Source organism: Cronobacter universalis NCTC 9529 (genome assembly GCF_001277175.1).
GTDB lineage: Bacteria > Pseudomonadota > Gammaproteobacteria > Enterobacterales > Enterobacteriaceae > Cronobacter > Cronobacter universalis.
Genome location: NZ_CP012257.1, coordinates 3596573 through 3620739, shown reverse-complemented (window position 1 = coordinate 3620739; position 24167 = coordinate 3596573). Strand labels below are relative to the sequence as shown.

Here is a 24167-nt window from a genome sequence, read left to right as displayed (position 1 = left end):
AAAGAAAACGATAAGCGAGGCTTAACTATTTTCGGCGCGCCCAATGTGAAACTTTAGAATTTTGGTTAAATAAAAATCCGGGTGGACCATGAAAATGGCTAAGAAAGACCTGCTTTCTACGCGTGTATTATTGATTGCTATGGCTTTATTGTTCGCCGGATGCGCCAGCCGGGATTATCGTGAAAGTGCGAGCGAGCTCGCAAAAACGCATGGTTTCATTCGTGAAGAGATATCTGCAAACGGGATATCGCTGCTCACCTGGCAGCGAATTACGCCGCCCGTCACGCGCCTGCGGGTCTACATCGAGGGGGATGGCTTCGCCTGGGTAAGCCGCACGCGCCCCTCCGACGACCCGACGCCGCATAACCCTCTTGGCCTGAAGCTCGCGACGGCCGATCCTTCCGGTAACGTGTTGTACCTGGCGCGGCCATGCCAGTTTATCGGACCGCCGTTACCGTCCGCCTGTAATGTCCATCTCTGGACAGATAAACGCTTCTCATCAAACGTGGTTCAGGCGATGGATAAGGTATTAAGCCAGGTTATGCAACGCTACCCGCAGGCTCGCATAGAGCTGGTGGGGTATTCCGGCGGCGGAAACATTGCCGCGTTGCTGGCGGCGCGGCGTTCGGACGTGGTTTCGCTGCGCACAGTGGCGGGGAACCTGGATGTCGCTTACGTCAATGCGCTGCACCGCGTCTCTGAAATGCCCGATGCGCAAAGCGCGGCAGAGGTGGCAATGAAGCTTGTGAACCTGCCGCAAATACATTTCAGCGGGGCCGATGACGCTACCGTGCCGCCCGCCGTCGCCAGGCGTTTTCAAAACGCGGTCGGCGAGCGCTGCGCGCAGGTTGAAGTGGTGCCGGGCATGGATCATGGCTCCGACTGGGCGGCGTTATGGCCGGGGTTGCTTTCGTCCGTGCCGGTTTGCAGGTGAGGATGAGCGGTAAAGGGGGTAAGAGAGCGGTATTTCGGCCGTTTAATTTACCATTACGATTAGCGTAAAACAGAGGACGGTATGGAGGCTAATGCCTGACGCCGTCGCTATCTCCGGGCCGGGAAAGCGTCATTTTCAGGAGGAGGTAAACAATAAGCCGAATTTATAAATATAAATGAATCTTACTTTTCATTGGTGGCAGGTAATTGCAATCTGAATCATTTTTATTAAATCACAACCATAATATAATTTGCATTGTATCGTTTTATATCTGTGTCCTTTTCTGAAAATGGCCGTTGCGATAACGCGTCTTAGCGTCTGATGGCTTGTTTTTATTAATTCATTTAAAGAAGATAATTACAGCGTCGTTGATGTTTTTTAATGCCGTAAGCGTGATTATTACAGGGAGGCGTAAGCGAATGGAGCATGCAGCAATCACTGGCGATATTTCTTTGTCGCGTTATTACCTGGATATTAACGGCTGCCCTGTAAAACCCGATGTGCTGATATTCCGAGGGCGGGAGGCGCTAAGTAAACCTTTTTCGTGGCGAATTGAATTTACCACGCCGTACACCCTTCAGCGCGAGGATATCCTGATGAAATATGCCCGTTTTGATATGAATGGGCGGAAAACTATTTACGGTGTCATTACCCGCTTTGCGTGGCTGTCAACAAACGCTGACCAGTCTCATTACGCGGTCACGCTGGAATCTCGCCTCGCTTTGCTCTCCCTTACCCGTCGCTGCGCCATATTCCAGAACCAGTCGGTGCCTGAAGTCGTAGAACAGGTGCTGCGGGCGCATGGCCTGGAAGGGCCGGATTTCGAGTTTCGGCTTTCCCGCGAATACCCGTACCGCGACATCATCACCCAGTGGCGGGAAACCGATCTTGAATTTATCCAGCGGATCCTGGCCGAAGTGGGCATCTGGTTTCGCTTTGCGATGAACGACGCGACAGAACTTGATGTGGTGGTTTTTGGCGACACGCAACTTCAGTATGAATTCGATATCCGGTTGCCCTACCGGGAGCCGTCCGGGTTGTCGGCAAAGGAAAGCGTCTGGGGCGTGCGTACCTGGCACACCGTCGTACCAGGACTGGCTCATGTGAACCGTTATAACTACCGTAGCGCCACATCGCCCATGCAGGCGCAGGTTGCTGTGCGCAGTGAGGCGGTGACGACAGGCGAGCATTACCGCTATGGCGACCTCTATCAGGAAGAGGGGGACGAGCGCGATCCTGAACCCGCGACGGAGAGCGGCGCTTTTTATGCGCGCATTGACCATGAGCGTGAACTGAACAAATCAGTCCGCCTGCATCTTTTCAGCAACGCGACCCATCTGGCGCCCGGCCAGGTGCTGGAACCCCAGGGTAATGTCATCACCGCGCTGAAAAATGGCGTGTTAATGACCCTGCTGACGTACCGGGGCGCGCGTGACTCCCGCCTGCATGTTTCGGTCTGGGGGCAGCCGTACACCGAGCGCTACTGCTTTCGCCCGGATTGCCCGCCGCGCCCTGAAATTCACGGAACGCTACCCGCCCGTGTGGAAAGCCGCGAGAAACACGATATCTACGCCCATCTTGATGAGTACGGCCGCTACCGGGTCAGGCTTGATGTTGACCGTAGCGACAGCGAGCGGGGTTTTGGCTACGTGTGGTTGAGAATGGCGAAGCCTTATACCGCCGAGGACGCAGGCTGGCATATGCCGCTTATCGACGGTACGGAGGTCGCGATCGCCTGGCGTCATGGCGATATCAATCAGCCCTACATCGCCTATGCGCTGCATGATTCTGAACATGCTGATGTGGTGAATCGCGACAACCGTAGCCAGAACATTCTGCGTACCGCGGGCGACAACGAGTTACGCATGGAAGACCGGCGCGGCGAAGAGCATATCGCGCTGACCACGCCTTATGGCGCGTCACAGCTTAATGAGGGGCAGGTCGCTGACGCGCAGGGAAAGCCGCGGGGCGCGGGCTTTGAGCTGCGTACCGATGAGTATGGCGTCATTCGCGTGGCGAAAGGGCTGTTCATCACCGCTGAAGGGCAGGTCAGAGCCGCAGGCGAAGTGCTGGACATGGAAACGGCCCTGAAAGAGATCGCGCTTTGTCTGCAACAGATTGAAGAGCTTAGCCGCGTCGCAGAGCAGGCGCAGGCATTACAGGCGGATATCGCCAGCCAGACCGCCATGTTTAACGAGCGCCTCAGGCCGCTCAACCAGATGATTCATGCCTATGGCCCGCAAGGCGTGGCGTTCACCAGCGGTGAGCATATGCAGCTTGCCGCCGCGAAAAACGTGGCCATCAATGCCGGGGGCGATATCAGTGTCGGCGTGATGGGGAATATGACGGCGCTGGCGGGTGACAAACTCGGCCTGTTTGCCCACATCGGCCCGCTGAGCCTGAAATCCGGCGAGGGGCCAGTCGGGATGCAGGCGCAGAACGGCAGGATGAGTCTGGCGGCACAGAAGAAGCTAACAATAACCTCCACTCGCGATATTTCCTTTGCCGGCAAGAAGCGCATCACGCTTATCGGCGGTGGCAGCTACCTGAAAATAGAACAAGGGAAAATCGAATATGGCACGACCGGAGTGTATCTGCGCAGGGTGCCGCGAACGTATGTAGGGGCGGCGGCTGCGATGGCGCAGGAGATGCCCGTTATGCCCATAGCGGACGGGTACAGCGAATTCTTTATTGTGCGCGACCAGGCGACGAATAAGCCGCTGGCTGGTTTCCCCTATACGCTTACGTTTTCGGGCGGCACGCTGCGCGGCGAAACCGATGCTAACGGTGAGACGTTGCGCGCCTGGAGCAAACAGAGTGAGGAAATCGCCCTGACACCGCACCCGGAGCATTTCCGCCGGGAATGTTTCAGCGCCAGCTACTGGGATAGCCGCACCTCGCTGTCGCTCGATTTTTCAGATTACGACAAGGAGGAAAACTGATGGCAGCAGGGAAGAGAGCCGCCGGCGTGCCGGGCGAGCCGCAAAGAACGGCAACAACAGTAAAAGCGCCTGAAGGTACGGTGGCCAGAGTCACCAATCCGCTGGATTTATGGTACCTGTGCGAGAAGGTGAACTACGCGCTGAAATATCCCGTGAAGCGCTCCGACGGGAAGATGATGTATCAGCGAAAGGTGACCCGGCTTATTCGGCAGGATGACAGGAACTTTAATTACCATTTTCCCTACATTGGCGAAGTGGGCTACGACATGACGCGCAATCCGCCCTCGCCGCTAATGAGCAGGCGGCACCCTAACTGGCCGAGCAGCTTCCCGCTCGCGCAGTATCGCCTGATAAAACAAGGTTATGAAATGCGACTGCGGGAAATGGCCGAGGGGGAAGTGGAGCGCGTTATCGAATTGCTGACGCGGGATGAACTGGAAACACTGCCTGCGCCGGAGGCCGGTGACATCATGCTGGATGATGCGCTGGATATTGTGCTCAAACGCAAGGGGAGCTTTCGGATACCGGATGTTATCCGAATCAGCGACGTCACCCTGACGGGTAACGCTGCCTTTAGCCAGGGAAATATTCATACGGTGATTGAGATTAAGTTTCCGGGAGACAGGTTATTGCCAGAACAAGAAGTGAGCTATCGGTACATTGCAGGTAACAGGGAAAAATTTCGCTTATTGGAAACTCATGTCTGTCAGATAGACGACAAACGCAAACGCGAGTGGATACGGGATGCCGTTCAGGAGCCGGTCTATAAACCGGTAGCGGATGCGCTGGGAGAAACCGAACAGATCTGCCTTCATCCGGATGTGCCAGCGTATCACCTGCTGGAAGGAGAAATGGAGCAGGAGTTTCGCCAGGTACAACACCATTTCTATCAGCTGGCGGGCGACTACTGGGTGCCCCCTGCGGGCATGGAGGTCAATACCTTAAAACCACAGCAAGATGCCGGGGACATCGCCCGGCAGGCGCAGGAGCGGGAGCGAGCCGCCGGGTTTCTCGGGGCATTGCTGGGGGGGCAAATGGTTGTTATACCCGCCACGGCAGGCGTGGGAGCCGTCGCGGTAGCGACGGGAGAAAGCCTGACGGGCATGATTGCCGGGACTGCGGTGCGCTATGCCAGAACGGCAACCACCTTTTTGCTGCCGGCAGGCGGCCTCGGCATGGCGACGGCGGCTGAACCTGAAGAGCAGCCATCAAATACATTTACCCTGAAGCAAGCTCAGGATTTTGTTTACTGGCCCGATTAAGGAGCGGATAAATGGATTTTTTTGAGAAATTTAAGCAGGCCGAATACGATTTTACTTACGGTGCGGAGGATGATCCGGAACACCATAACGCCTTACAGGTGGGGGTAGTGGCATGGTTTTACCTGGATAAAGGATATACCAAAGAAAACCGGGCCAGAATTGCTGAAGCCTGGCAACTTTATCATAATGAATTCGGTGCGAAATTGAAGTGGGGGTATATTGATGATCCAAATAATGACATGACCTACAAGGAAATATTAAATAAGAATTTAAAAGAAATTATTGTAGATAGTTTTGGTGAGAGCTTATTTTTTAAATGGTGCTCTAATAAAGGGTTTCGCTATTCAAGTGATTATTCTGTTTGTTTTGAGTCGATGGCAGGTTGGTTTGAGGTTATTCATAAGCCTGTAAGTTGCTTTGGGTTTTCGTTGCCTATAGTGGAGTTAATGAAAAAAGACAGATTAGAAGAATTACTCACTTGTTTTTGCAATATTTTACGGCCTATCCATGGAGTAATGGGATTAGGTATTCAACAATGTTATGAAGAAGAGCGATATCAACATTTAGAATATGAAGTTGGTCGGGATTTTTTGGGGGTGGATATACCGGGGGGTTAACTGATGATAAGTTACGAAATGGTATTCGAACAATCAATTGGCTAACGTTTTTCAATAATCAATGGCTTGAAAAATTAGGCGGACTCTTTTATTTGAAAGGAGCATCCAGTAAGACAGCGATTAAAATTACGCCCTATAGTGATGGCGTGATTATTCGTGCCGGAGATTGGCCTGAGCTGGGCTGGGTCAAGGTTAATCCTTACCCTGAGCTTTATGTCAGAGTAAATAAGATATTAAAACCCATCCGGGCACCAGAAATTGACAGTCTGGGGTATGGCTCGATTGCCGGTGAAATCCGTTTTGACAGAAACTCAACTGCCCGGTGGCTTTCCCGCTTTGATGTGGACCTTCCGCCGCTTGCCACCATGACAGCGGCAAAAGATCTGGTGCGGATAAGCTGCTGGACAGACGATATTGCGCCTTACGCGGGCCAGTGGGCCACGATTGTCAACGGCACCACCGACTATATTCAAACGCGGGAAGGGCAGAAGATGCCTTATTTTGAAGATAAACACGGCAATAAACACCGTGCCCTCTGGCACTTGCTGAAGCGTGATGATAAAGGCAGCGTTTTCATCATGCCGGAATAATAAAAAAGTGCCTTTTGTCAGAGAGCTGGCCCTGTTAAGGAAAAGATAAAATGGATTTTTTTGAGAAATTTAAGCATGCCGAATACGATTTCACTTACGGTGCGGAGGATGACCCGGAACACCATAACGCCTTACAGGTGGGATTAGTGGCATGGTTTTACCTGGATAAAGGATATACCAAAGAAAACCGGGCCAGAATAGCTGAAGCCTGGCAGCTTTACCACAATGAATTCGGTGGGAAGTTGAGGTGGGGTTATATTGATGATCCCAACAAGCCTCTGGATTACAATGTAAAATTAACAAAAATATTAAAAAAATATATATCTGATAGCTTCGGTGAGAGTTTCTTTTTTGACTGGTATTCTGATGCGGGTTTTCGTTATGCTAGTTATTATTCAGTTTCAGTTGGATCTATGGCCGGATGGTATGAATCAATTCATAAAAACGTAAGTTATTTTGGTTTTTATATTCCTGTTGAGGAACTTAATCGTAAAGATTTTTTAAAAGCTCTTCTTTCTCAATTTTGCAATATTTTACAGCCACTCCATGGGTTAATGGGTTTAGGAATTCAACAGTGCTACGAAAAGGAGCGATATCAGCATCTCGAATATGAAATTTGCAATGAGTTTAAGGGTGTTGATGTTATTAATTCTAATACGGATAAAAAAATGAGGACGGGCCTACGCGCCGTTAACTGGTATACCTTTTTTAGCAATGAATGGCTAAATAAATTGGGTGGCATTCAATATTTACGTAGTGCTCTCAGTAATCCGTCAATTGAAATAATAAACTATGATAATGGCGTTATTATCCGCGCCGGAGAATGGCCGGAGTTAGGCTGGATTAAGGATAACCCATACCCTGAACTGTACGTGAAAGTGAATAAGGTGCTTAAACCCATTCGCGCACCGGAAATTGGTAGCCTGGGTTATGGCTCGATTGCCGGCGAAATCCGTTTTGACAGAAATTCCACCGCCCGGTGGCTTGCCCGCTTTGATGTAGACCTTCCGCCGTTTACCGCTCTGTGAGCCATTTGCCGAAGCTCTAAACCTCATACGCAGTTCGATGGGGAGTCCGGCTCTCCAGAAGCAAAAACCCGCCTTGTGGGCGGGTTCTCTAAATAAGTGGTGCCCGGACCGGACAAAAACGCCGGGAGCGTTTTTGCACAGCGCATCGCGCTGCCCGCAGGGCGAGTCGCAGGGATGCGACGAGTGAATCGAACGCAGTTCGATGAAGAGTCCGGCTCTCCCAAAAGCAAAAAACCAGCCCGTAGGCTGGTTTCTTTAAATAAGTGGTGCCCGGACTCGGAATCGAACCAAGGACACGGGGATTTTCAATCCCCTGCTCTACCGACTGAGCTATCCGGGCAACGGGGCGCATTAAACCCGATTCACCTTTCGACGTCAACGAAATTCCGCGAATTCTGCGCTATCCGCCCATTCCTGCGCCACTTTGTTTGCGAAATAGTCATTTCACTGCGTTACGCGAAGAAACGCGTCCAGAGCGCGGAAAGCGGCATTGAAATCAGCAGCGCGGGCAGCAGGTTAACCACCGCGAACATCTTGATGCCGCAGATGCGCAGGCCCGTCGCCAGCAGCAGCAAACCGCCCGTCGCGGTAAAATCGCCCATCATCGCGGGCGTCGTCAGCGGCAGGATAAACACCGCGCCGGCGGCGAGCGTTAACTGGATAAGCAGCATCGGGATGGAGATGGCCGCGACGGCGGCCCCAAGCGTTGTGGCGAAAATCGTGGCGGTGAAGAAATCGAGAAACGCCTTGGCGATAAGCAGGCTGTTGTCGCCGGTCATGCCTTCGCGCATCGCGCCAAAAATGCCGGTTCCGCTCGCGCAAAACAGCACGATGATCGCCACAAAACTCTGCACGAAATTATCCTGCGCGGGCCGCGCGTTTTTACCGGGCCGCAACCGACGCGCCGCGCCGTTCAGGCCATGCACCAGATTGATGATTCCTTTTTCGATATAGCACAGCTCGCCAATCAGCGCGCCGAGCAACATCGAGAGCACCATCACCGGCAGGTTCACGCACTTCACCACCAGTAAAATGCCAATACCGAGCGACGCCAGGCCGAAAATCGAGGGCATCGAACTGCGTAACCGCTCGGGAAGCCGCTGGCTTAACGCCGCGCCAAGCAATCCGCCCAGCAGCACCGCCGCCGCATTGATAAAAGGTCCGGTTACCACATGGTGCTCCTGCTTTAGTCTGGGTCGCGATGGGGTTCAGCATAATCCCGAAGGCAGGCGGAGAAAAGCGCGCCTGATAAAGGCATTTTTATGCGTATCTTATGCTTACTTATTTTAACCATTTATTTTACTCCATAATAATCAAAATGATAAAAAATGGTCAGATTAAAATCATGCTTAAAAACTCGATTTTCTCCGCGCGCTGTCTTGCCCCACGCGGCGTAAGGTGACATGATTGCGCGACTTTTCTCCATCAGACAGGGTGTGTTATGACCGCGCGTTCGCTGCCAGCCGTCATTTCTTCGCGACATTGCACAATGCCGCGCGCCCGTCATGTCTGTCCGCCATACTTCTCCATGCCCACCATGCGGTGAGGCCGCCGTACGCTCACTGCCGGACAACAGTAAAACCAGGCGCGCTCTGCTTTTACTGATGTCTCGCGGTCGGAGCTGGTAATCAGTCAGACCACATCGTTTCGCCGGGATACCGTCCCGTTGCCGTGCCCGAAGGCGCTTACACCGACACTCAGGGTTTTTGTGCTTATGAAATCGTTAAAAATTGCCGCCAGCCACGCCGTGGCTCCTCTGCTTTCGACCTCCCGCGATGTAGTGGGGCTTGATGGCACCGACTTTACCGACGTGGCCGCCGTGGTGCTTTCTGTGGCCGATACGCGCAGCGGCATTCTCGCGCTGCTTAAGCGCACCGGGTTTAACCTGCCGGTTTTTGTTTTTCTTCAGAACGGCGAAAGCTGCGACGCGCCGGTCAGCGGCACGCTCACGGGAACGTCGCAGGAGTTTCTGGCGCTAGAAAGCGCGGCGCTCGCGTATGAAGAGAACCTGCTGCCGCCGTTTTTCGACACGCTCACACAGTATGTGGAGATGCAAAACAGCACGTTCGCATGCCCTGGCCACCAGCACGGCGAGTTCTTTAAAAAGCATCCGGCGGGCAGGCAGTTTTATGATTTCTTCGGTGAAAACGTGTTTCGCGCCGATATGTGCAACGCCGACGTCAAACTGGGCGATTTGCTGATCCACGAAGGCTCCGCCAAACACGCGCAGAAATTTGCCGCGAAGGTCTTTCACGCCGATAAAACCTATTTCGTGCTCAACGGCACGTCGGCAGCCAATAAAGTCGTGACCAACGCGCTGCTGACGCAGGGCGATCTGGTGCTGTTCGATCGTAACAACCATAAATCGAATCACCACGGGGCGCTGATCCAGGCGGGCGCGACGCCGGTCTATCTCGAAGCGGCGCGTAACCCGTTCGGGTTTATCGGCGGGATCGACGAGCGCTGCTTCGACGAGGCGTATCTGCGTGAGCTGATTGCCGAAGTGGCGCCGTCGCGCGCGCAGGAGGCGCGTCCGTTCCGCCTGGCGGTGATCCAGCTCGGCACTTACGACGGCACCGTCTATAACGCCCGTCAGGTGGTGGATAAAATCGGCCACCTGTGTGATTACATCCTGTTTGATTCCGCGTGGGTCGGCTACGAACAGTTCATCCCGATGATGGCCGACTGCTCGCCGTTGCTGCTGGATCTCAATGAAAACGATCCTGGGATTTTCGTCACGCAGTCGGTACACAAACAGCAGGCCGGGTTCTCGCAGACCTCGCAGATCCACAAAAAAGATAACCATATCCGCGGCCAGGCGCGCTTTTGCCCGCACAAGCGGCTCAATAACGCCTTTATGCTGCACGCCTCCACCAGCCCGTTTTATCCGCTGTTCGCGGCGCTGGATGTGAACGCCAAAATCCACGAAGGGGAGAGCGGCAAGCGGCTGTGGGCCGAGTGCGTGGAACTTGGAATCGAAGCGCGCAAGGCGATTATCGCCAACTGCCACATGATCAAGCCGTTTATCCCGGATACGGTGGCGGGGCGGCCGTGGCAGGATCACCCGACCGACGCGATTGCCCGCGAGCGACGCTTTTTCAGCTTTGAGCCGGGCGCGGCGTGGCACGGTTTCGCGGGTTACGCGCGCGAGCAATATTTTGTCGATCCGTGCAAGCTGCTGCTGACCACGCCGGGTATCGATGCCGAAACCGGCGAGTACAGCGATTTCGGCGTCCCGGCGGCGATCCTCGCCAATTACCTGCGAGAAAACGGCATAGTGCCGGAAAAAGCGGATCTTAACTCGATTCTGTTTTTACTCACCCCCGCCGAGAGCGCGCAGAAGATGGCGCACCTGGTCGCGATGCTGGCGCGCTTCGAGCAGCATATTGAAGACGACACGCCGCTTGCCGACGTATTGCCGACGATTTGCCAGAAATATCCGGTGCGTTACAAAGGCTACACGCTGCGCCAGCTCTGTCAGGAGATGCATAACCTGTACGTGAGTTTTGACGTGAAGGCGTTGCAGCGGGCGATGTTCCGCAAAGCCGAGCTGCCGCGGGTGGTGATGAACCCGCAGCAGGCGAATGTGGAGTATATTCGCGGCAACGTGGAGCTGGTGCGCCTGAGCGAGGCCGAAGGGCGCGTGGCGGCGGAAGGCGCGCTGCCGTATCCGCCGGGCGTGTTGTGCGTGGTGCCGGGCGAGGTGTGGGGCGGCGCGGCGCTGCGTTATTTCCTGGCGCTGGAAGAGGGCGTGAACCTGTTGCCGGGCTTTTCGCCGGAGTTGCAGGGCGTTTACAGCCAGACCGATCCGGACGGCATTAAGCGGTTGTACGGGTATATGTTGCGCGAATAAGGCGTTATCGGGCGGGTGTGGGATGTGACGCTGGCGGGTGATTGATGTGACCGCTGGCGGGTGCGCTGCGCTTACCCGCCCTACATTTACAACATCGCTTTCCGTAGGGCGGGTAAGCGCAGCGCACCCGCCGTACAGCCAGAGCATCGTTTTGCGTAGGGCGGGTAAGCCTCGCGCACCCGCCATAAAACCATATCCGCCATAAAACCACCCCACTATCAAAACCAAAAAATCATGCGCTTTCATCCGCCCGACGGTACAACCGCCGCGGGTGGCCAATCTTCCCGTACAGCATCTCCACCGTCAGAAATCCGCTCTCCACGCAATGCTCCAGATACCGCCGCGTGGTGGTTTTACTCAACCCCGTCGCGCTCACCACGTCATCGACTGAAAAAATCTGCTCGCGGCTCTCCACAAACAGCCGCTGCACCAGCGTCAGCGTATTCTCCTCAATCCCCTTCGCGCCGGAGTCCGGCCGGAAGCTACGCGCCTGCAACTGATACAGCGAATCCACGTTCTGCTGATCGACAATCTTCCACACCCGCTGCTGCTCGCGAAACTGCACAAAGCGCTCCAGCGAATGGTTCAGGCGCTTCCACGACACCGGCTTTAGCAGATAATCGAACGCGCCGTTGCGGATCGCCTGGCTACAGGTGTCCATATCGCTCGCGGCGGTAATAAAAATCACCGAACAGGCGCTGTTCTTGAGCGTCAGGCTCTCCGTCAGCGTAATGCCTTTGCCATCCGGCAGATAATTATCCAGCAGCACCAGATGCGGGCGCTTCTCGCGGATCTGCCGCTCGGCGTCGGCGAGCGTCGCCGCCATGCCCACCAGCCGCAAATACGGGTGCTGCTTCACCATTTCGGCATGCAGCGCGGCCAGCTGGTTTTCATCTTCCACAATCAGTACGTCGGTCATCTCAGGTGGCATAGTCAGGTTCTCCCTGCGGTTGGGCCGGACGAACGTCAGGCGCGTCAGGAATAAAAAGTGAAAAAATCGTGCCGCGCGGCGTATTGGCGGACACTTCCAGCGTGCCGCCCGCGAGCTTCACATAGCTGGCGATAAGATGCAGGCCGATACCGTGATCGCCGCGGCGTTTGGTGGTAAAACCCGGCTCGAAGATCCTGTCGCGAAGCGCGGGCGCGATCCCCACACCGCGATCCGCCACTTCGATGATCAACTCCCGCTCATTCAGGCGGATCAACACCTCGACCGGATCGTGCGGCCCTTCGGCGCGCTGGGTGGCTTCGATGGCGTTATCCAGCAGATTGCCGATAACCGAAATCAGCTCCGCCTCGCCAAGCCCGCGGAACGCGCGCGCCATTTCGCAGGCCGGATCGAACGTCAGCGTCACGCCTTTCTCGCGCGCTCTGGCGCATTTGCCGATAAGCAGCCCGCATAGCGTGGGGGAGTGAAACCGCCGGGAGATAAAATCGAGCAGCTCCTGGGTGTGCTCGGTCTGAGCCTGAATATAGCTCAGCGCCTGGTCGTAATGGCCCAGATGCAGCAGCCCGGCGAGCGTCGACATCCGGTTTAACTGCTCGTGGCGCAGGATGCGCAGGTTATCCGCGTAGCGCTTCACCTGGCTTAGCTGTACGCTCAGGCTGTCGATATCCTTGCGGTCGCGAAACGTAATCACCCAGCCCTGCAGCTCGCCTTCCAGCAGAATGCGCACCCGGCTTGCGATCACCGTCAGATGGTTAAACACGCAAATCTCATCATGCGTGTCGTTTTCGAGCATCACCTGCGGCGAGAAAAAAGAGACCGGGTTCAGTACCGCCTCCAGCGGCTGCCCGCGCAGCGAACGCGACGACACGTTCAGCCCCAGCAGCCGCTTGGCGGCGCGGTTAATCACCGCGATGCGCGAATGCTCGTCGATGGCGATAACGCCTTCGTAGATGGATTCCATCAGCGCCTTTTGCTGGCGCACCAGTAGCCCGATTTCCCGCGGCTCCAGAAAAAACATCTGTTTTTTAATGCTGCGGGTGAAAAACCACGAAAAGATAAACAGCGCCAGCAGCAGTAGCAGCGCGCCAATCAGGATATTCACCACTTTGCCAAGCGTAATGGTATCGAGATAGCTGGTCAGATAGCCGACCGAGACAATGCCGATGACGCGGCCCTGGTCGTCAAAAATCGGCGCTTTGCTGCGCAGCGACACCCCAAGCCCGCCCCGGCGAATGCTGGTAATGGTTTTGCCTTCCAGAACCTCCTGATTATCGCCGCCGATAAGCGGGGTGCCGGTGCGATCGTGAAAGACGGAATGAAACAGGTGCAGACCTTTCTCATCGCCAATAACCATAAAGCTGGCGTCGCTGTGGCGCGCCATGCCCGTCATAAAGGTATTAATCGCCGGGATATTACGTTGCCTGACGGCTTCACGTAATGATGGAATGAGAGAAATCTCTTCCGCCTGTATTCTCGCGCGACTGCTCATCTCCTGATAAAGCTGGCGGCTGACGTCGAGATAATAATAAACGCCGAGCGCCGTAAACAATACGGAGAAGAATATGATGAGGTGAATAAATAACTTTATGCGAAAGGAAAACTTCATCATTTATTGGCGCGCCGGAATGTAAACAATAGAGAACTGTACCATTTTTTCAGGCGCTTACCGGAACGGCGCCTGAAACTTGTGATCCCCTCCACAGGCAAGCCGCGCGGCGGTAACTGTTTACCCGCGTTACGTTTTTAGGCCGAAAAAAGGCCGCCTGGAATAAACGCCATAAAAACCACGCCTGTAAATTACGCGTAGATCACATCGCGCTAATTAAAACCATAAACACCATAGGTGCCATTAAATTACCGGCGCTGATTCGGCCTTCCTCACAAATTGTAAGGGTAACCTCTTTTACGCTTACCGGGAAATATAACTACGGAGCTTAATAAAAATGAGCACAACCGATGACTCTTACGTTGTACCCCACACCCCGTCCGCTGCGAAGCAAATATCCCTGAAAGAAAAGTGGTGGCATATCATGGATACCTGGAAAATCGGGATTATTCCATTGCCGCTGTTTCTCCTTTCCGGCGCGCTTATCGCCATTGACTGTCTCGGCGGCAAGCTGCCGAGCGATATCGTGGTGATGGTCGCCACCCTCGCGTTCTTCGGCTTCGCCTGCGGCGAGTTCGGCAAGCGCCTGCCGGTGGTCGGCAAAATGGGCGCGGCGGCGATTTGCGCCACCTTCATTCCTTCCGCGCTGGTCTATTACGGCTGGCTGCCGGATGTAGTCGTGGAATCCACCACCAAATTCTATAAATCCACCAACATTCTCTATCTCTACATCTGCTGCATTATCGTCGGCAGCATCATGAGCATGAACCGCACCACGCTGATCCAGGGCTTTCTGCGTATTTTCTTCCCGATGCTGTGCGGCGAAGTCGTCGGCATGCTGGTGGGGATGGGCGTCGGCATCGCGCTGGGCATGGAGCCGTTCCAGATCTTCTTCTTCCTGATCCTGCCTATCATGGCGGGCGGCGTGGGTGAAGGGGCGATCCCGCTCTCCATCGGCTACGCGACGCTGCTGCATATGGATCAGGGCGTGGCGCTGGGCCGCGTGCTGCCTATCGTGATGCTCGGCAGCCTCACCGCGATTATCATCGCCGGTTGCCTTAACCAGCTTGGCAAACGCTATCCGCACCTGACCGGCGAAGGCGAACTGATGCCGGATCGCGGCGACAAACCGCAAGCCCAGACGCTGACCACCGCGTTCAGCGGCAAGGCTGACGTCACCACTATTGCCTCCGGCGCGCTGCTGGCGGTGCTGCTCTATATGCTCGGTATGCTCGGCCATAAGCTGATTGGCCTGCCCGCACCCGTTGGCATGCTGTTTATCGCGGTCTTTATCAAGCTGGCGCACGGCGTTTCTCCGCGCCTTCTGGAAGGCTCGCAGGTGGTCTACAAATTCTTCCAGACCTCCGTGACCTACCCGATCCTCTTCGCCGTCGGCGTGGCAATCACCCCGTGGGAAGAGCTGATGCACGCCTTTACGCTCAACAACCTGCTGGTGATCGTCAGCACCGTGTCGGCGCTGGTGGCGACGGGCTTTTTCGTCGGCAAGAAAATCGGTATGCACCCGATTGATGTGGCCATCGTCTCCTGCTGCCAGAGCGGGCAGGGCGGCACCGGCGACGTCGCCATCCTCACCGCGGGCAACCGCATGACCTTAATGCCTTTCGCTCAGATCGCCACCCGCATCGGCGGCGCGATTAACGTCTCGCTCGCGCTGCTGGTGCTGGGCAATTTCCTTGTTTAATCGTCAGGATACGTTGTTATGAAACTTGCGAGTTATCTCCATCAGGGCCGCCGTAGTTACGGCATTGTCACGGATAACGGCGTGGTGGATCTGGGCGCCCGTCTCGGGGCGCACTACGCGGATCTCAAAACGCTGCTGGCGCGGGACGCGCTGGAACAGGCGCGCTGTCATGCGCAGGCGCCCGCTGATTTCGCACTCTGCGACGTGACGTTTTTGCCGGTTATCGAGCAGCCGGAGAAGATCCTCTGCGTGGGCATGAACTACGCCGAGAAACGCAAAGAGTTCGACCAGCACAACCCGGCGCCGACGCTGTTTGTCCGCTTCCCGGATTCGCAGACCGGCCATAACGCGCCGGTGCTCAAACCGCGCCACTCCAGCGAGTTTGATTACGAAGGGGAGCTTGCGGTGATTATCGGGCGCGGCGGCGAGAACATCGCCCGCGAGGCGGCGCTCTCGCACGTGGCGGGCTACAGCTGCTACATGGACGGCTCGGCGCGCGACTGGCAGCACACCTGGTTTACGGCAGGCAAAAACTGGCGGCAGACCGGCGCGTTCGGCCCGTGGATGACCACCGCCGATGAGATCCCCGATCCGCACCAGCTCGCCATCCGCACCTGGCTTAACGGCCGCATGGTGCAGGATGACAACACCCGCAGCATGATCCACGGCGTGGCGGAGCTTATCGAATACATCAGCACCTTCACCCGCTTAAGCGCGGGCGATGTGATCATTACCGGATCGCCGGGCGGCGTCGGCAAAAAACGCACGCCGCCGCTGTTTATGAAGCCGGGGGACAAAATCGAGGTGGAGATCGAGCGGATCGGCCATCTGTGCAATGTGATCGCCGAAGCGCCCGTCGCGCAACCGGCGCCCGCCCACTAAAGAGACCGGACGGACGTATGAGCAATCTGGAACTCATCACCGTGGCGCTCGCCCGCCAGCCGCAGGAGAAAGCGCGCGTCGCGGCGTTTCTCGCCAGCCATCAGTTAGGCATGGATGAAGACGTCACGCATGTCGTCATCGCCGTCGCGCAGGGCGAGATCGCAGGCTGCGCCGGGCTTGCGGGCAACGTGATTAAAGGCGTGGCGGTGGATGAGCGCTGGCGGGGCGAAAACCTCAGCGCGCGTCTGCTGGTGGAGGTGGAAAACCTGGCGATGAGCCTCGGCCACTTTCATCTGTTCCTCTGCACGCGTCCGTATAACCTGGAGCGTTTTCGCCGCTGCGGCTTCTGGCCGCTCGCGCAGTGCGACGACATCGCGGCGCTTCTTGAAAACACGCCCTCCGGCATCCGCCGTTACTGCCAGCAGCTTGGCAGGCTGAAACAGCCCGGCGCGCGTATCGGCGCGGTGGTGATGAACGCCAATCCGTTTACGCTCGGCCACCGATTCCTGGCCGAACAGGCGGCGAGCGCGAGCGACTGGCTGCACCTCTTCGTAGTGCGTGAAGAGGCGTCGTTTTTCCCTTACCGCGAACGGCTCGCGATGGTGCGGGCAGGCGTCGCGCATCTGCCGAACGTCACGGTGCATGAAGGCTCGGCGTATCTCATTTCGCGCGCCACCTTTCCGGGCTATTTCCTCAAGGAGCGCGGGCTGGTGGAGCAGGCCTGGAGCGGGCTGGATTTGCAGATTTTCCGCCGCTATATCGCGCCAGCGCTCGGCATTAACCAGCGCTTCGTCGGCAGCGAGCCGTTCTGCCCGGTGACGCGCGCCTATAACCAGGCGATGCACGCGTGGCTTGAGCGCGCGCCGGTGAGCGCGCCGCCGGTCAGCGTTATCGAAATTCCACGTCTTAGCCACGCCGCGGGCGAGGCGATTTCCGCATCCGAAGTGCGCCGCCTGCTGCGGGCACAGCATTTTTCTTCGATTCGCGAACGAGTGCCGGCGAGCACTTACGCCCTTCTCACGCAACGTTATCGCGCGGAAGTGGCCTGAATTATTATCTGACAGGACAACCGTAATGAAGATAGTCAAGGAGGCGCTGGCGGGGACCGCCGAGTCCAGCGACCTGATGGTGAAAATCGCCCCGGCGGCGGGCGAGCTGGAGATAGAAATCTACAGCGATGTGATAAAGCAGTTCGGCGACCAGATCCGCCGCGTGGTGAAAGAGACGCTCGCGGCGATGGAGGTGTACGAAGGGCTGGTGATTATCGAAGATAAAGGCGCGCTGGATTGCGTTATCCGCGCCCGGCTCCAAAGCGCCGTACTGCGCGCCTGCGAGGCGCAACCGCTGCGCTGGGAGGCGCTCAGATGAGCAAACTTCGCCGCAGTATGCTGTTTTTGCCCGGCGCGAACGCCGCCATGCTCTCCACCGCGTTTATCTACCGGCCTGACGCCATCATGTTCGATCTCGAAGACGCCGTGGCGCTACGCGAGAAAGACACCGCGCGCCTGCTGGTCTTCCACGCCCTGCAACACCCGATGTACCGGGATATCGAAACCGTGGTGCGCATCAACCCGCTCAGCACGCCGTTCGGGCTGCCCGATCTCGAAGCGGCGGTGCGCGCAGGCGTCGACGTGATCCGCCTGCCGAAAACCGACTCGCCGGAAGATATTGATGAGCTGGAAGGCCATCTGGCGCGCATTGAGCGCGAGTGCGGCCGCGAGCCTGGCTCAACGCGCATCATGGCGGCGATTGAATCGGCGGTGGGCGTCATTAACGCCGTGGCGATCGCCCGCAGTTCGCCCCGGCTTATCGGCATTGCGCTCGCGGCGTTCGATTACGTGATGGATATGCAGACCGAGCGCGGTGACGGCACCGAACTCTTCTACGCCCGCTGCGCGGTGCTGCACGCGGCGCGCGCCGCCGGGATCGACGCGTTCGACGTGGTATGGTCTGACGTCAATGACGAAGCGGGCTTTTTAAAAGAGGTCGACCTGATTCGCAAGATGGGCTTTAACGGCAAGTCGCTAATCAACCCGCGCCAGATAGACCTGCTGCACAACGCCTACGCGCCGACGCAAGACGAAGTGGATTACGCCCGCCGCGTGATTGCCGCCGCCGAAGAGGGCGAGCGCAACGGGCTGGGCGTGGTGTCGCTCAACGGCAAGATGATTGACGCGCCGATTATCAACCATGCGCAGGTGGTGCTGGAACGCGCCGCCGCCTCCGGCGTGCGCCGTTAAGGAGAGAACCATGAACCAGACAGAACTTTTGCATGTGCAGTTTCCGCACCTGCGCGATCTCACCCCCTTCGACACCGCCCACACCGCCACGCCGTGGCTTGCGGATAACGAGCAGAAACATAACCGCAAACTCTGCGCGTCGCTGGAAGAGGCGGTGCGCAAAAGCGGCCTGCGCGACGGCATGACGATTTCCTTCCATCACGCGTTTCGTGAAGGCGACCGGGTGATCAACCAGGTGGTGGCGACGCTCGCGCAGATGGGCTTTAAAAACCTGACGCTGGCGTCGAGCTCGCTGATGACCTGCAACGATCCGCTGATTGAGCCTATCCAAAACGGCGTTATCACGCGGATTTACACTTCCGGCATGCGCGGCAAACTCGCTGAGGCGGTGTCGCATGGGCTGATGGCGGAGCCGGTGCAGATCCACTCCCACGGCGGGCGCGTCAAACTGTTGCAGGATGGCGAGCTGAAGATTGACGTGGCGTTTCTCGGCGTGCCGTGCAGCGATGAATTCGGCAACGCCAACGGCAGCCACGGTAAATCCTGCTGCGGCTCGCTCGGCTACGCGATGGTGGATGCGCAGTTCGCCCGCAACGTGGTGCTGCTGACCGAAACGCTTGTGCCGTACCCGAATATGCCCGCGAGCCTGTCGCAGGATCGGGTGGATTTCGTGGTGCCGGTAGAAAGCGTGGGCGATCCGGCGAAAATCAGCGTCGGCGCGGCGCGCGTCACCAGCAATCCGCGTGAGCTGATGATCGCCCGCTACGCCGCTGACGTGATTGAACACGCCGGCTATTTCAAAGACGGCTTCTCGATGCAGACCGGCTCCGGCGCGGCGTCCACCGCCTGTACGCGGTTTCTCGGCGAGAAAATGGCGCGCCGCGGCGTGAAGGCGCGCTTCGCGCTCGGCGGCATTACCGGCAGCCTGGTGGATCTGCATGAAAAGGGGCTGATAGACGTCCTGCTCGACACCCAGTGCTTTGACAGCCAGGCGGCGGCGTCGCTCGCCCGCAACCCGAAGCACATCGAAATCTCCACCAATGTTTACGCGAGCCCCGCCAGCAAAGCGGCCTGCTGCGACAAGCTCGACGTGGTGATCCTGAGCGCGCTGGAAATCGACGTCGGCTTTAACGTCAACGTGATAACCGGCTCCGATGGCGTGATGCGCGGCGCGTCCGGCGGGCATTGCGATGTGGCCGCGGCGGCGAATCTCACCATCGTGGTGGCGCCGCTGTTGCGCAGCCGTATTCCGACGGTCGTTAAACGCGTCACCACCCGCCTGACGCCGGGCGAGAGCATCGACGTGCTCGTTACCGACCACGGCATTGCGGTCAACCCGGCGCGGCCCGAGGTGCGCGAGCGGCTGGTCGCGGCGGGGCTGAATGTCGTCGATATTCACGCGCTGCGCGAACGCGCCGTGGCGATCGCCGGCGAGCCGAAACCCATTGAATTCACCGACCGCATCGTCGGCGTGGTGCGCTATCGCGACGGCAGCGTCATCGACGTGGTGCGTCAGGTTAAGGAGTAACGTATGGAACTCGATACGCCCGTGCATCCGGGCGTCACGCTTGATGAACTACTGGCGGCGAAAGACGCGCGCGCCCGTCGCCAGCAGGCGTGGCTTGCCCGCTACGGCCAGCCGGTGATTTCGCTCTCGCTGGTGACGCCCGGCCCTGTGAAAGACAGCGTGCGTTACCGCAACGCGTTCGCGGTGGCGGTGCAGGCCTGCGATCAGCTGCTGTGGCAGCACCGCTGGCCGTGGCTTGCGCGCGAGATCTTTCACGCGCATACCGGCCCGACGGCGCTCTGGAGCGTGGCGCACCCGGCGAGCGAAATCAAAGCGCTGTGCGTGGCGCTTGAGCAGACGCACCCGCTCGGCAGGCTGTGGGATTTCGATATTCACTGCCCGCAGGCGGGCCAGGTGGGGCGCGCGTCGCTCGACCGTCCGGGGCGGCGCTGCCTGTTGTGCGATGAACCGGCGCACGCCTGCGCGCGTGCACGCCGTCATCCGCTGGAAGAGGTGGTCGGGCGCGTGGAGAAGATGATCGATGACTGGTTTGCCCGCGACTGACCGGCGCTCTGCGCGCCAGCCCGATGTGCCGTCACTCGCGGTGGCGGCGCTGTACGCCGAACTGAACCTGACGCCAAAGCCGGGGCTGGTGGACCGCGCCAACAGCGGCGCGCACCGGGATATGGATCACGCGCTGTTTGTCGCCAGCATCAGAGCGATTGCGCCGTGGCTGCGGGGGTTTTATCAGCAGGGCGCGCAGGACGCCGGGCTTGCCGAAAGCGAAATGCTGCGGCGGTTGCGCCCGGCGGGGCTCGCGTGTGAGCAGGCGATGTTCAGCGCCACCGGCGGCGTGAATACGCATAAAGGCGGTATTTTCTCGCTCGGCCTGCTGTGCGCCGCCGCGGGGAGGCTGGCGGCGCTGGGGGAGCCGCTGACGCCAACCACGCTCTGCATGACGGTGAGCGCGATGACCCGCGGCATGGCGGCGCGCGAGCTGGCGCACGGGCGGCGGGCGGCGACGGCGGGGGAGCGATTGTATCGCCAGTTTGGTCTGACCGGCGCGCGCGGCGAGGTGGAGAGCGGCTTTGCGACGGTGCGCCGCCACGTTTTGCCATTCTGGCAGCATGCGCAGGGCGAAAAAGGGTTGCAGCAGGCGCTGCTGCGGCTGATGGCGGTCAATCCGGACACCAATCTGGCGTCACGCGGCGGGCTGGCGGGGCTGCGTTATGTGCAGGGGTACGCGAGCGGCCTGCTGGCGCGCGGCTGGGACGACGAGGCGCTGCGGGAGATGGACAGGGCGCTTATCGCGCGCAACTTAAGCCCCGGCGGCAGCGCGGATTTGCTGGCGGTGAGCTGGGTGCTGGCGGCGCTGGCTTTGTGATTCGGCGTAAAAAAGGCGGGTAAGCGCAGGTAACAGATTATCCGCCTTTTGTAGGGTGGGTAAGCGCAGCGCACCCGCCAAACCAGCGCTACGCACCCACCTCTCACGCTTATTTACGGCGATACATCTTCTGCGCGGTATTGACCTTGTAAAGATAACGCCGCGATTCGGCCGACGGATGGCGGCTGGTCAGCGTCTCGTACACATCGCCCGGCGACAGCTGGTTGATGATATTCACCGCCTGGTCTTTATCGTTCGAGAACACCCGCAACACGCTGCCCGCGCCGCCGTTATAGGCGGTGATCACGGCGTAACGACGCGAGGTCGGGTTGGTAATACCGCCCAGATACACATTGTCGAGCATCGCCAGGTACGCGGTGCCGGTATCAATGTTGCTTTGGGGATCGAACAGATAGCTGCGGCTCGGCGTGCCCCATTTGCCCTGAGAGCGGAAAACGTCCTTACCGGCGCTGTGCTGCACCACCTGCATCAGCCCGAGCGCGTCGGCATGGCTGACCGCATAGGGGTTAAACGACGATTCGGTCTGCATAATCGCGAGGATCAGCGATTCATCCACGCCATATTTGCGCGACGCCTGACGCACCATGCCAATGTATTTATGGGCACGCTTATCGAGGTGGTTCGGCACCAGGTTAATGGTCACGCTGTAGATAATCCGCAGGCCGTTGCTGCGGCTCTTCAGGCGCGTTTGCAGCAGGTAGTCGGCGAATTTCGACGCGCGGCCTTCCCAGCGGATCGGCTGCCCGGTGTTGTCCACCACCTGGCCATAAAGGAACGGCTGGCGGGAGATCTGAATGTCGTTAACGTCGGAGTAGAGATCGATAGAGCCCGGATCGTCGCCCATCAGCAGCGTGGTGATAATTGCCTGGCGCAGACGCGCCGCAGGCTCGGTACCGGCTATTGTCTCAACCGTAATCGTACCGTCGTCGAAGTTAATGTGGCTGCGCGTCTGGTACTGATCGGTATATTTCACGTAGTCCTTCGGACCCGCGATTAAAACTTCGTTAAATCCCCAGATGTTTTCAATGTTATGGGCAAACTGGCCCATCAGAATGTCAAACCCGTTGGTGTCCTTAATCCAGGCCTCGTTATAGGCGTTTTCGGCGTTTTTTTTGCTGGAGCAGGAGATGAGCAACGGCGCAATCAAAGCGAGCGCAAATATTTTTTTCATCATTCCGGGTGTGCTGTTGGGTTAAGTGAAAGGGCCAGAGGCCCTTACTGTTGTTCCGGCGGCGTGTAGCCTTCGATATGCACATTTTTGCCTTCAAACAGGAAATTCACCATCTCCTGCTCCAGCAGCTTGCGATGCTCCGGGTTCATCATATTGAGTTTTTTCTCGTTGATAAGCATGGTCTGCGTCTTCTGCCATTGCGCCCAGGCTTCTTTCGAGATTTCGTTATAGATACGCTTACCCAGTTCGCCCGGATAGAGCTGGAAATCCTGGCCTTCGGCGTCGCGCTGAAGAAAAGTACAAAAAATGGTTCTGCTCATCGTCAATCCTCATGAATGGCGCGAACGGGGCGGGACGCCACCGGCTCTGCGCGCACTTGCTGTAACAGGCGCTCTACGGGGGCGGCGAGGCCCACCGCTGGCGGCTGCGCTAAGTTATACCAGAGACCCGACGCTTCATCCATGCAGGCGGCGGTCTGCTGCACGCCAAGCCACATCGGCACGATATCCAGATGGAAATGGCTGAAGGTGTGGCGAAAGGCGGTCAGCTGCGTCAGGCCGTCATCGTTAATCCCGCGTGACGAAAGCCACTCGCGCAGCGCGGCTTCGCTCTCAAACTGCGGGAAACAGTACAACCCGCCCCATAAACCCACCGGCGGGCGCTGCTGCAAAAAGAGCGAACCTTCATGCTGAAGCAGCAGAAAATAGCCGGTTTTCTCCGGCAGCGTCTGTTTGGGCTTCTTGCCGGGGTACTTCGCATAGCTCTGGTGGGCGAACGCCTCGCAGCCATTATTGAGCGGGCAGATCTCGCATTTGGGTTTCGAGCGGGTGCAGACCATCGCGCCGAGATCCATCATCGCCTGGTTAAAGCGCGCCACGCCGTCGGCGGGCGTCACCGTTTCGCTTATCTGCCACAGGCGGTTTTCCACCTCTTTTTTCCCCGGCCACCCTTCGACGGCGTAGCAGCGCGCCAGCACGCGTTTCACGTTGCCGTCGAGGATCGGGAAATGTTTGCCAAGCGATAGCGACAGCACCGCGCCTGCGGTAGAGCGCCCGACGCCCGGCAGCGCGGCCACTTCCTCGAACGTTTCGGGGAATTTTCCGCCGTGCAGCGTCGCCACCTGCTGCGCCGCCTTATGTAAATTGCGGGCGCGGGCGTAGTAGCCAAGACCGGTCCACAGATGCAGCACATCGTCGAGCGGCGCGTTCGCCAGCGCCGTTACGTCAGGAAAGCGCGCCATAAACCGCTCAAAATAGGGGATAACGGTCGTTACCTGCGTTTGTTGCAGCATGACTTCCGAGAGCCATACTTTGTAAGGGGTTTTTTCCTGCTGCCAGGGAAGGGTTTTGCGACCATATTTGTCGTACCAGTCGAGCACCTGGCGGGAGAACTGCTGTGCCTGCATCATGAACGCGTGGCTTCCGGCTTGAAGAAATCAGGGGCTGTGATTCCAGCACAGGCCCTGTGGGCTGTAAACAG

The 24167-nt window shown here is 57.8% G+C and carries 21 protein-coding genes and 1 tRNA gene; 15 read left to right on the top strand and 7 right to left on the bottom strand.

Going from position 1 to position 24167, the window contains the following annotated elements:
* Window positions 1-88 precede the first annotated feature (88 nt).
* The 6 genes from AFK65_RS16645 (at window position 89) to AFK65_RS16625 (ending at window position 7373) form a co-directional block, all read left to right on the top strand.
* The gene (locus AFK65_RS16645) at window positions 89-934 is read left to right on the top strand and encodes an alpha/beta hydrolase family protein (RefSeq protein WP_007701769.1); all 846 of its coding nucleotides are present in this window, start codon (window positions 89-91) and stop codon (window positions 932-934) included.
* 419 nt (window positions 935-1353) lie between these two features.
* Window positions 1354-3876, top strand: coding sequence for a type VI secretion system Vgr family protein (locus AFK65_RS16640; protein ID WP_032804929.1), 2523 nt, complete (start codon window positions 1354-1356; stop codon window positions 3874-3876).
* The gene (locus AFK65_RS16635; protein WP_007701766.1) at window positions 3876-5138 is read left to right on the top strand and encodes a VRR-NUC domain-containing protein; all 1263 of its coding nucleotides are present in this window, start codon (window positions 3876-3878) and stop codon (window positions 5136-5138) included. The genes AFK65_RS16640 and AFK65_RS16635 overlap by 1 nt, the downstream gene beginning before the upstream one ends.
* Before the next feature lie 11 nt (window positions 5139-5149).
* Window positions 5150-5755 carry a type VI immunity family protein gene (locus tag AFK65_RS22340; RefSeq protein ID WP_256596303.1) on the top strand — a complete coding sequence of 202 codons (606 nt, stop codon included), beginning with the start codon at window positions 5150-5152 and terminating at the stop codon, window positions 5753-5755.
* A 23-nt stretch (window positions 5756-5778) separates the two neighbouring features.
* Entirely contained in the window at window positions 5779-6345 is a 567-nt protein-coding gene (locus AFK65_RS22285; protein ID WP_226993511.1) for a type VI immunity family protein, read from the top strand.
* A gap of 50 nt (window positions 6346-6395) precedes the next feature.
* Window positions 6396-7373, top strand: coding sequence for a type VI immunity family protein (locus AFK65_RS16625; protein ID WP_038856266.1), 978 nt, complete (start codon window positions 6396-6398; stop codon window positions 7371-7373).
* A 264-nt stretch (window positions 7374-7637) separates the two neighbouring features.
* On the opposite strand, the gene AFK65_RS16620 is transcribed toward AFK65_RS16625, so the two are convergent.
* Window positions 7638-7713 (bottom strand) — tRNA-Phe (locus AFK65_RS16620).
* A 112-nt stretch (window positions 7714-7825) separates the two neighbouring features.
* Entirely contained in the window at window positions 7826-8545 is a 720-nt protein-coding gene (locus AFK65_RS16615; protein ID WP_038856267.1) for a DUF554 domain-containing protein, read from the bottom strand.
* A 542-nt stretch (window positions 8546-9087) separates the two neighbouring features.
* On the opposite strand from AFK65_RS16615, the gene AFK65_RS16610 reads away from it, so the two are divergent.
* Window positions 9088-11226, top strand: a complete 2139-nt coding sequence (locus tag AFK65_RS16610) for an ornithine decarboxylase (RefSeq protein WP_007701740.1) — start codon at window positions 9088-9090, stop codon at window positions 11224-11226.
* Between the two features lie 232 nt (window positions 11227-11458).
* Here the strand turns inward: AFK65_RS16610 and AFK65_RS16605 are convergent, their stop codons facing one another.
* Together AFK65_RS16605 and AFK65_RS16600 are read right to left on the bottom strand one after the other, a co-directional pair.
* A complete protein-coding gene (locus AFK65_RS16605; protein ID WP_007701734.1) occupies window positions 11459-12157 on the bottom strand; it encodes a response regulator in 699 nt (232 codons plus the stop codon).
* Entirely contained in the window at window positions 12147-13781 is a 1635-nt protein-coding gene (locus tag AFK65_RS16600; protein WP_038856300.1) for an ATP-binding protein, read from the bottom strand. The genes AFK65_RS16605 and AFK65_RS16600 overlap by 11 nt, the downstream gene beginning before the upstream one ends.
* A gap of 337 nt (window positions 13782-14118) precedes the next feature.
* On the opposite strand from AFK65_RS16600, the gene AFK65_RS16595 reads away from it, so the two are divergent.
* Genes AFK65_RS16595 through citG form a run of 8 tightly spaced genes read left to right on the top strand, consistent with a single transcriptional unit; the run spans window position 14119 to window position 21496 of the window.
* Window positions 14119-15483 (top strand): 2-hydroxycarboxylate transporter family protein, encoded by a 1365-nt coding sequence (locus AFK65_RS16595; RefSeq protein WP_038856269.1) that lies wholly within the window; start codon window positions 14119-14121, stop codon window positions 15481-15483.
* A gap of 18 nt (window positions 15484-15501) precedes the next feature.
* Window positions 15502-16365, top strand: coding sequence for a fumarylacetoacetate hydrolase family protein (locus AFK65_RS16590; protein WP_007701728.1), 864 nt, complete (start codon window positions 15502-15504; stop codon window positions 16363-16365).
* A 17-nt stretch (window positions 16366-16382) separates the two neighbouring features.
* Entirely contained in the window at window positions 16383-17414 is a 1032-nt protein-coding gene (gene citC / locus AFK65_RS16585) for a [citrate (pro-3S)-lyase] ligase (protein WP_007701725.1), read from the top strand.
* Between the two features lie 25 nt (window positions 17415-17439).
* Window positions 17440-17733 carry a citrate lyase acyl carrier protein gene (citD, locus tag AFK65_RS16580; protein ID WP_007701722.1) on the top strand — a complete coding sequence of 98 codons (294 nt, stop codon included), beginning with the start codon at window positions 17440-17442 and terminating at the stop codon, window positions 17731-17733.
* Entirely contained in the window at window positions 17730-18605 is an 876-nt protein-coding gene (gene citE / locus AFK65_RS16575) for a citrate (pro-3S)-lyase subunit beta (protein ID WP_038856270.1), read from the top strand. The genes citD and citE overlap by 4 nt, the downstream gene beginning before the upstream one ends.
* Window positions 18606-18615: 10 nt before the next feature.
* Window positions 18616-20133, top strand: a complete 1518-nt coding sequence (gene citF / locus AFK65_RS16570) for a citrate lyase subunit alpha (RefSeq protein ID WP_038856271.1) — start codon at window positions 18616-18618, stop codon at window positions 20131-20133.
* Between the two features lie 3 nt (window positions 20134-20136).
* Window positions 20137-20676 (top strand): citrate lyase holo-[acyl-carrier protein] synthase, encoded by a 540-nt coding sequence (gene citX, locus AFK65_RS16565; RefSeq protein WP_038856276.1) that lies wholly within the window; start codon window positions 20137-20139, stop codon window positions 20674-20676.
* Complete coding sequence (citG, locus tag AFK65_RS16560; RefSeq protein ID WP_038856278.1) at window positions 20654-21496, top strand: triphosphoribosyl-dephospho-CoA synthase CitG; 843 nt, start codon at window positions 20654-20656, stop codon at window positions 21494-21496. The genes citX and citG overlap by 23 nt, the downstream gene beginning before the upstream one ends.
* A 109-nt stretch (window positions 21497-21605) precedes the next feature.
* Here the strand turns inward: citG and mltC are convergent, their stop codons facing one another.
* Genes mltC through mutY form a run of 3 tightly spaced genes read right to left on the bottom strand, consistent with a single transcriptional unit; the run spans window position 21606 to window position 24096 of the window.
* The gene (mltC, locus tag AFK65_RS16555) at window positions 21606-22688 is read right to left on the bottom strand and encodes a membrane-bound lytic murein transglycosylase MltC (protein ID WP_032804920.1); all 1083 of its coding nucleotides are present in this window, start codon (window positions 22686-22688) and stop codon (window positions 21606-21608) included.
* Between the two features lie 44 nt (window positions 22689-22732).
* Window positions 22733-23008 carry an oxidative damage protection protein gene (locus AFK65_RS16550; protein WP_007674938.1) on the bottom strand — a complete coding sequence of 92 codons (276 nt, stop codon included), beginning with the start codon at window positions 23006-23008 and terminating at the stop codon, window positions 22733-22735.
* Between the two features lie 2 nt (window positions 23009-23010).
* Window positions 23011-24096 carry an A/G-specific adenine glycosylase gene (mutY, locus tag AFK65_RS16545; protein ID WP_007701698.1) on the bottom strand — a complete coding sequence of 362 codons (1086 nt, stop codon included), beginning with the start codon at window positions 24094-24096 and terminating at the stop codon, window positions 23011-23013.
* Between the last annotated feature and the right edge of the window lie 71 nt (window positions 24097-24167).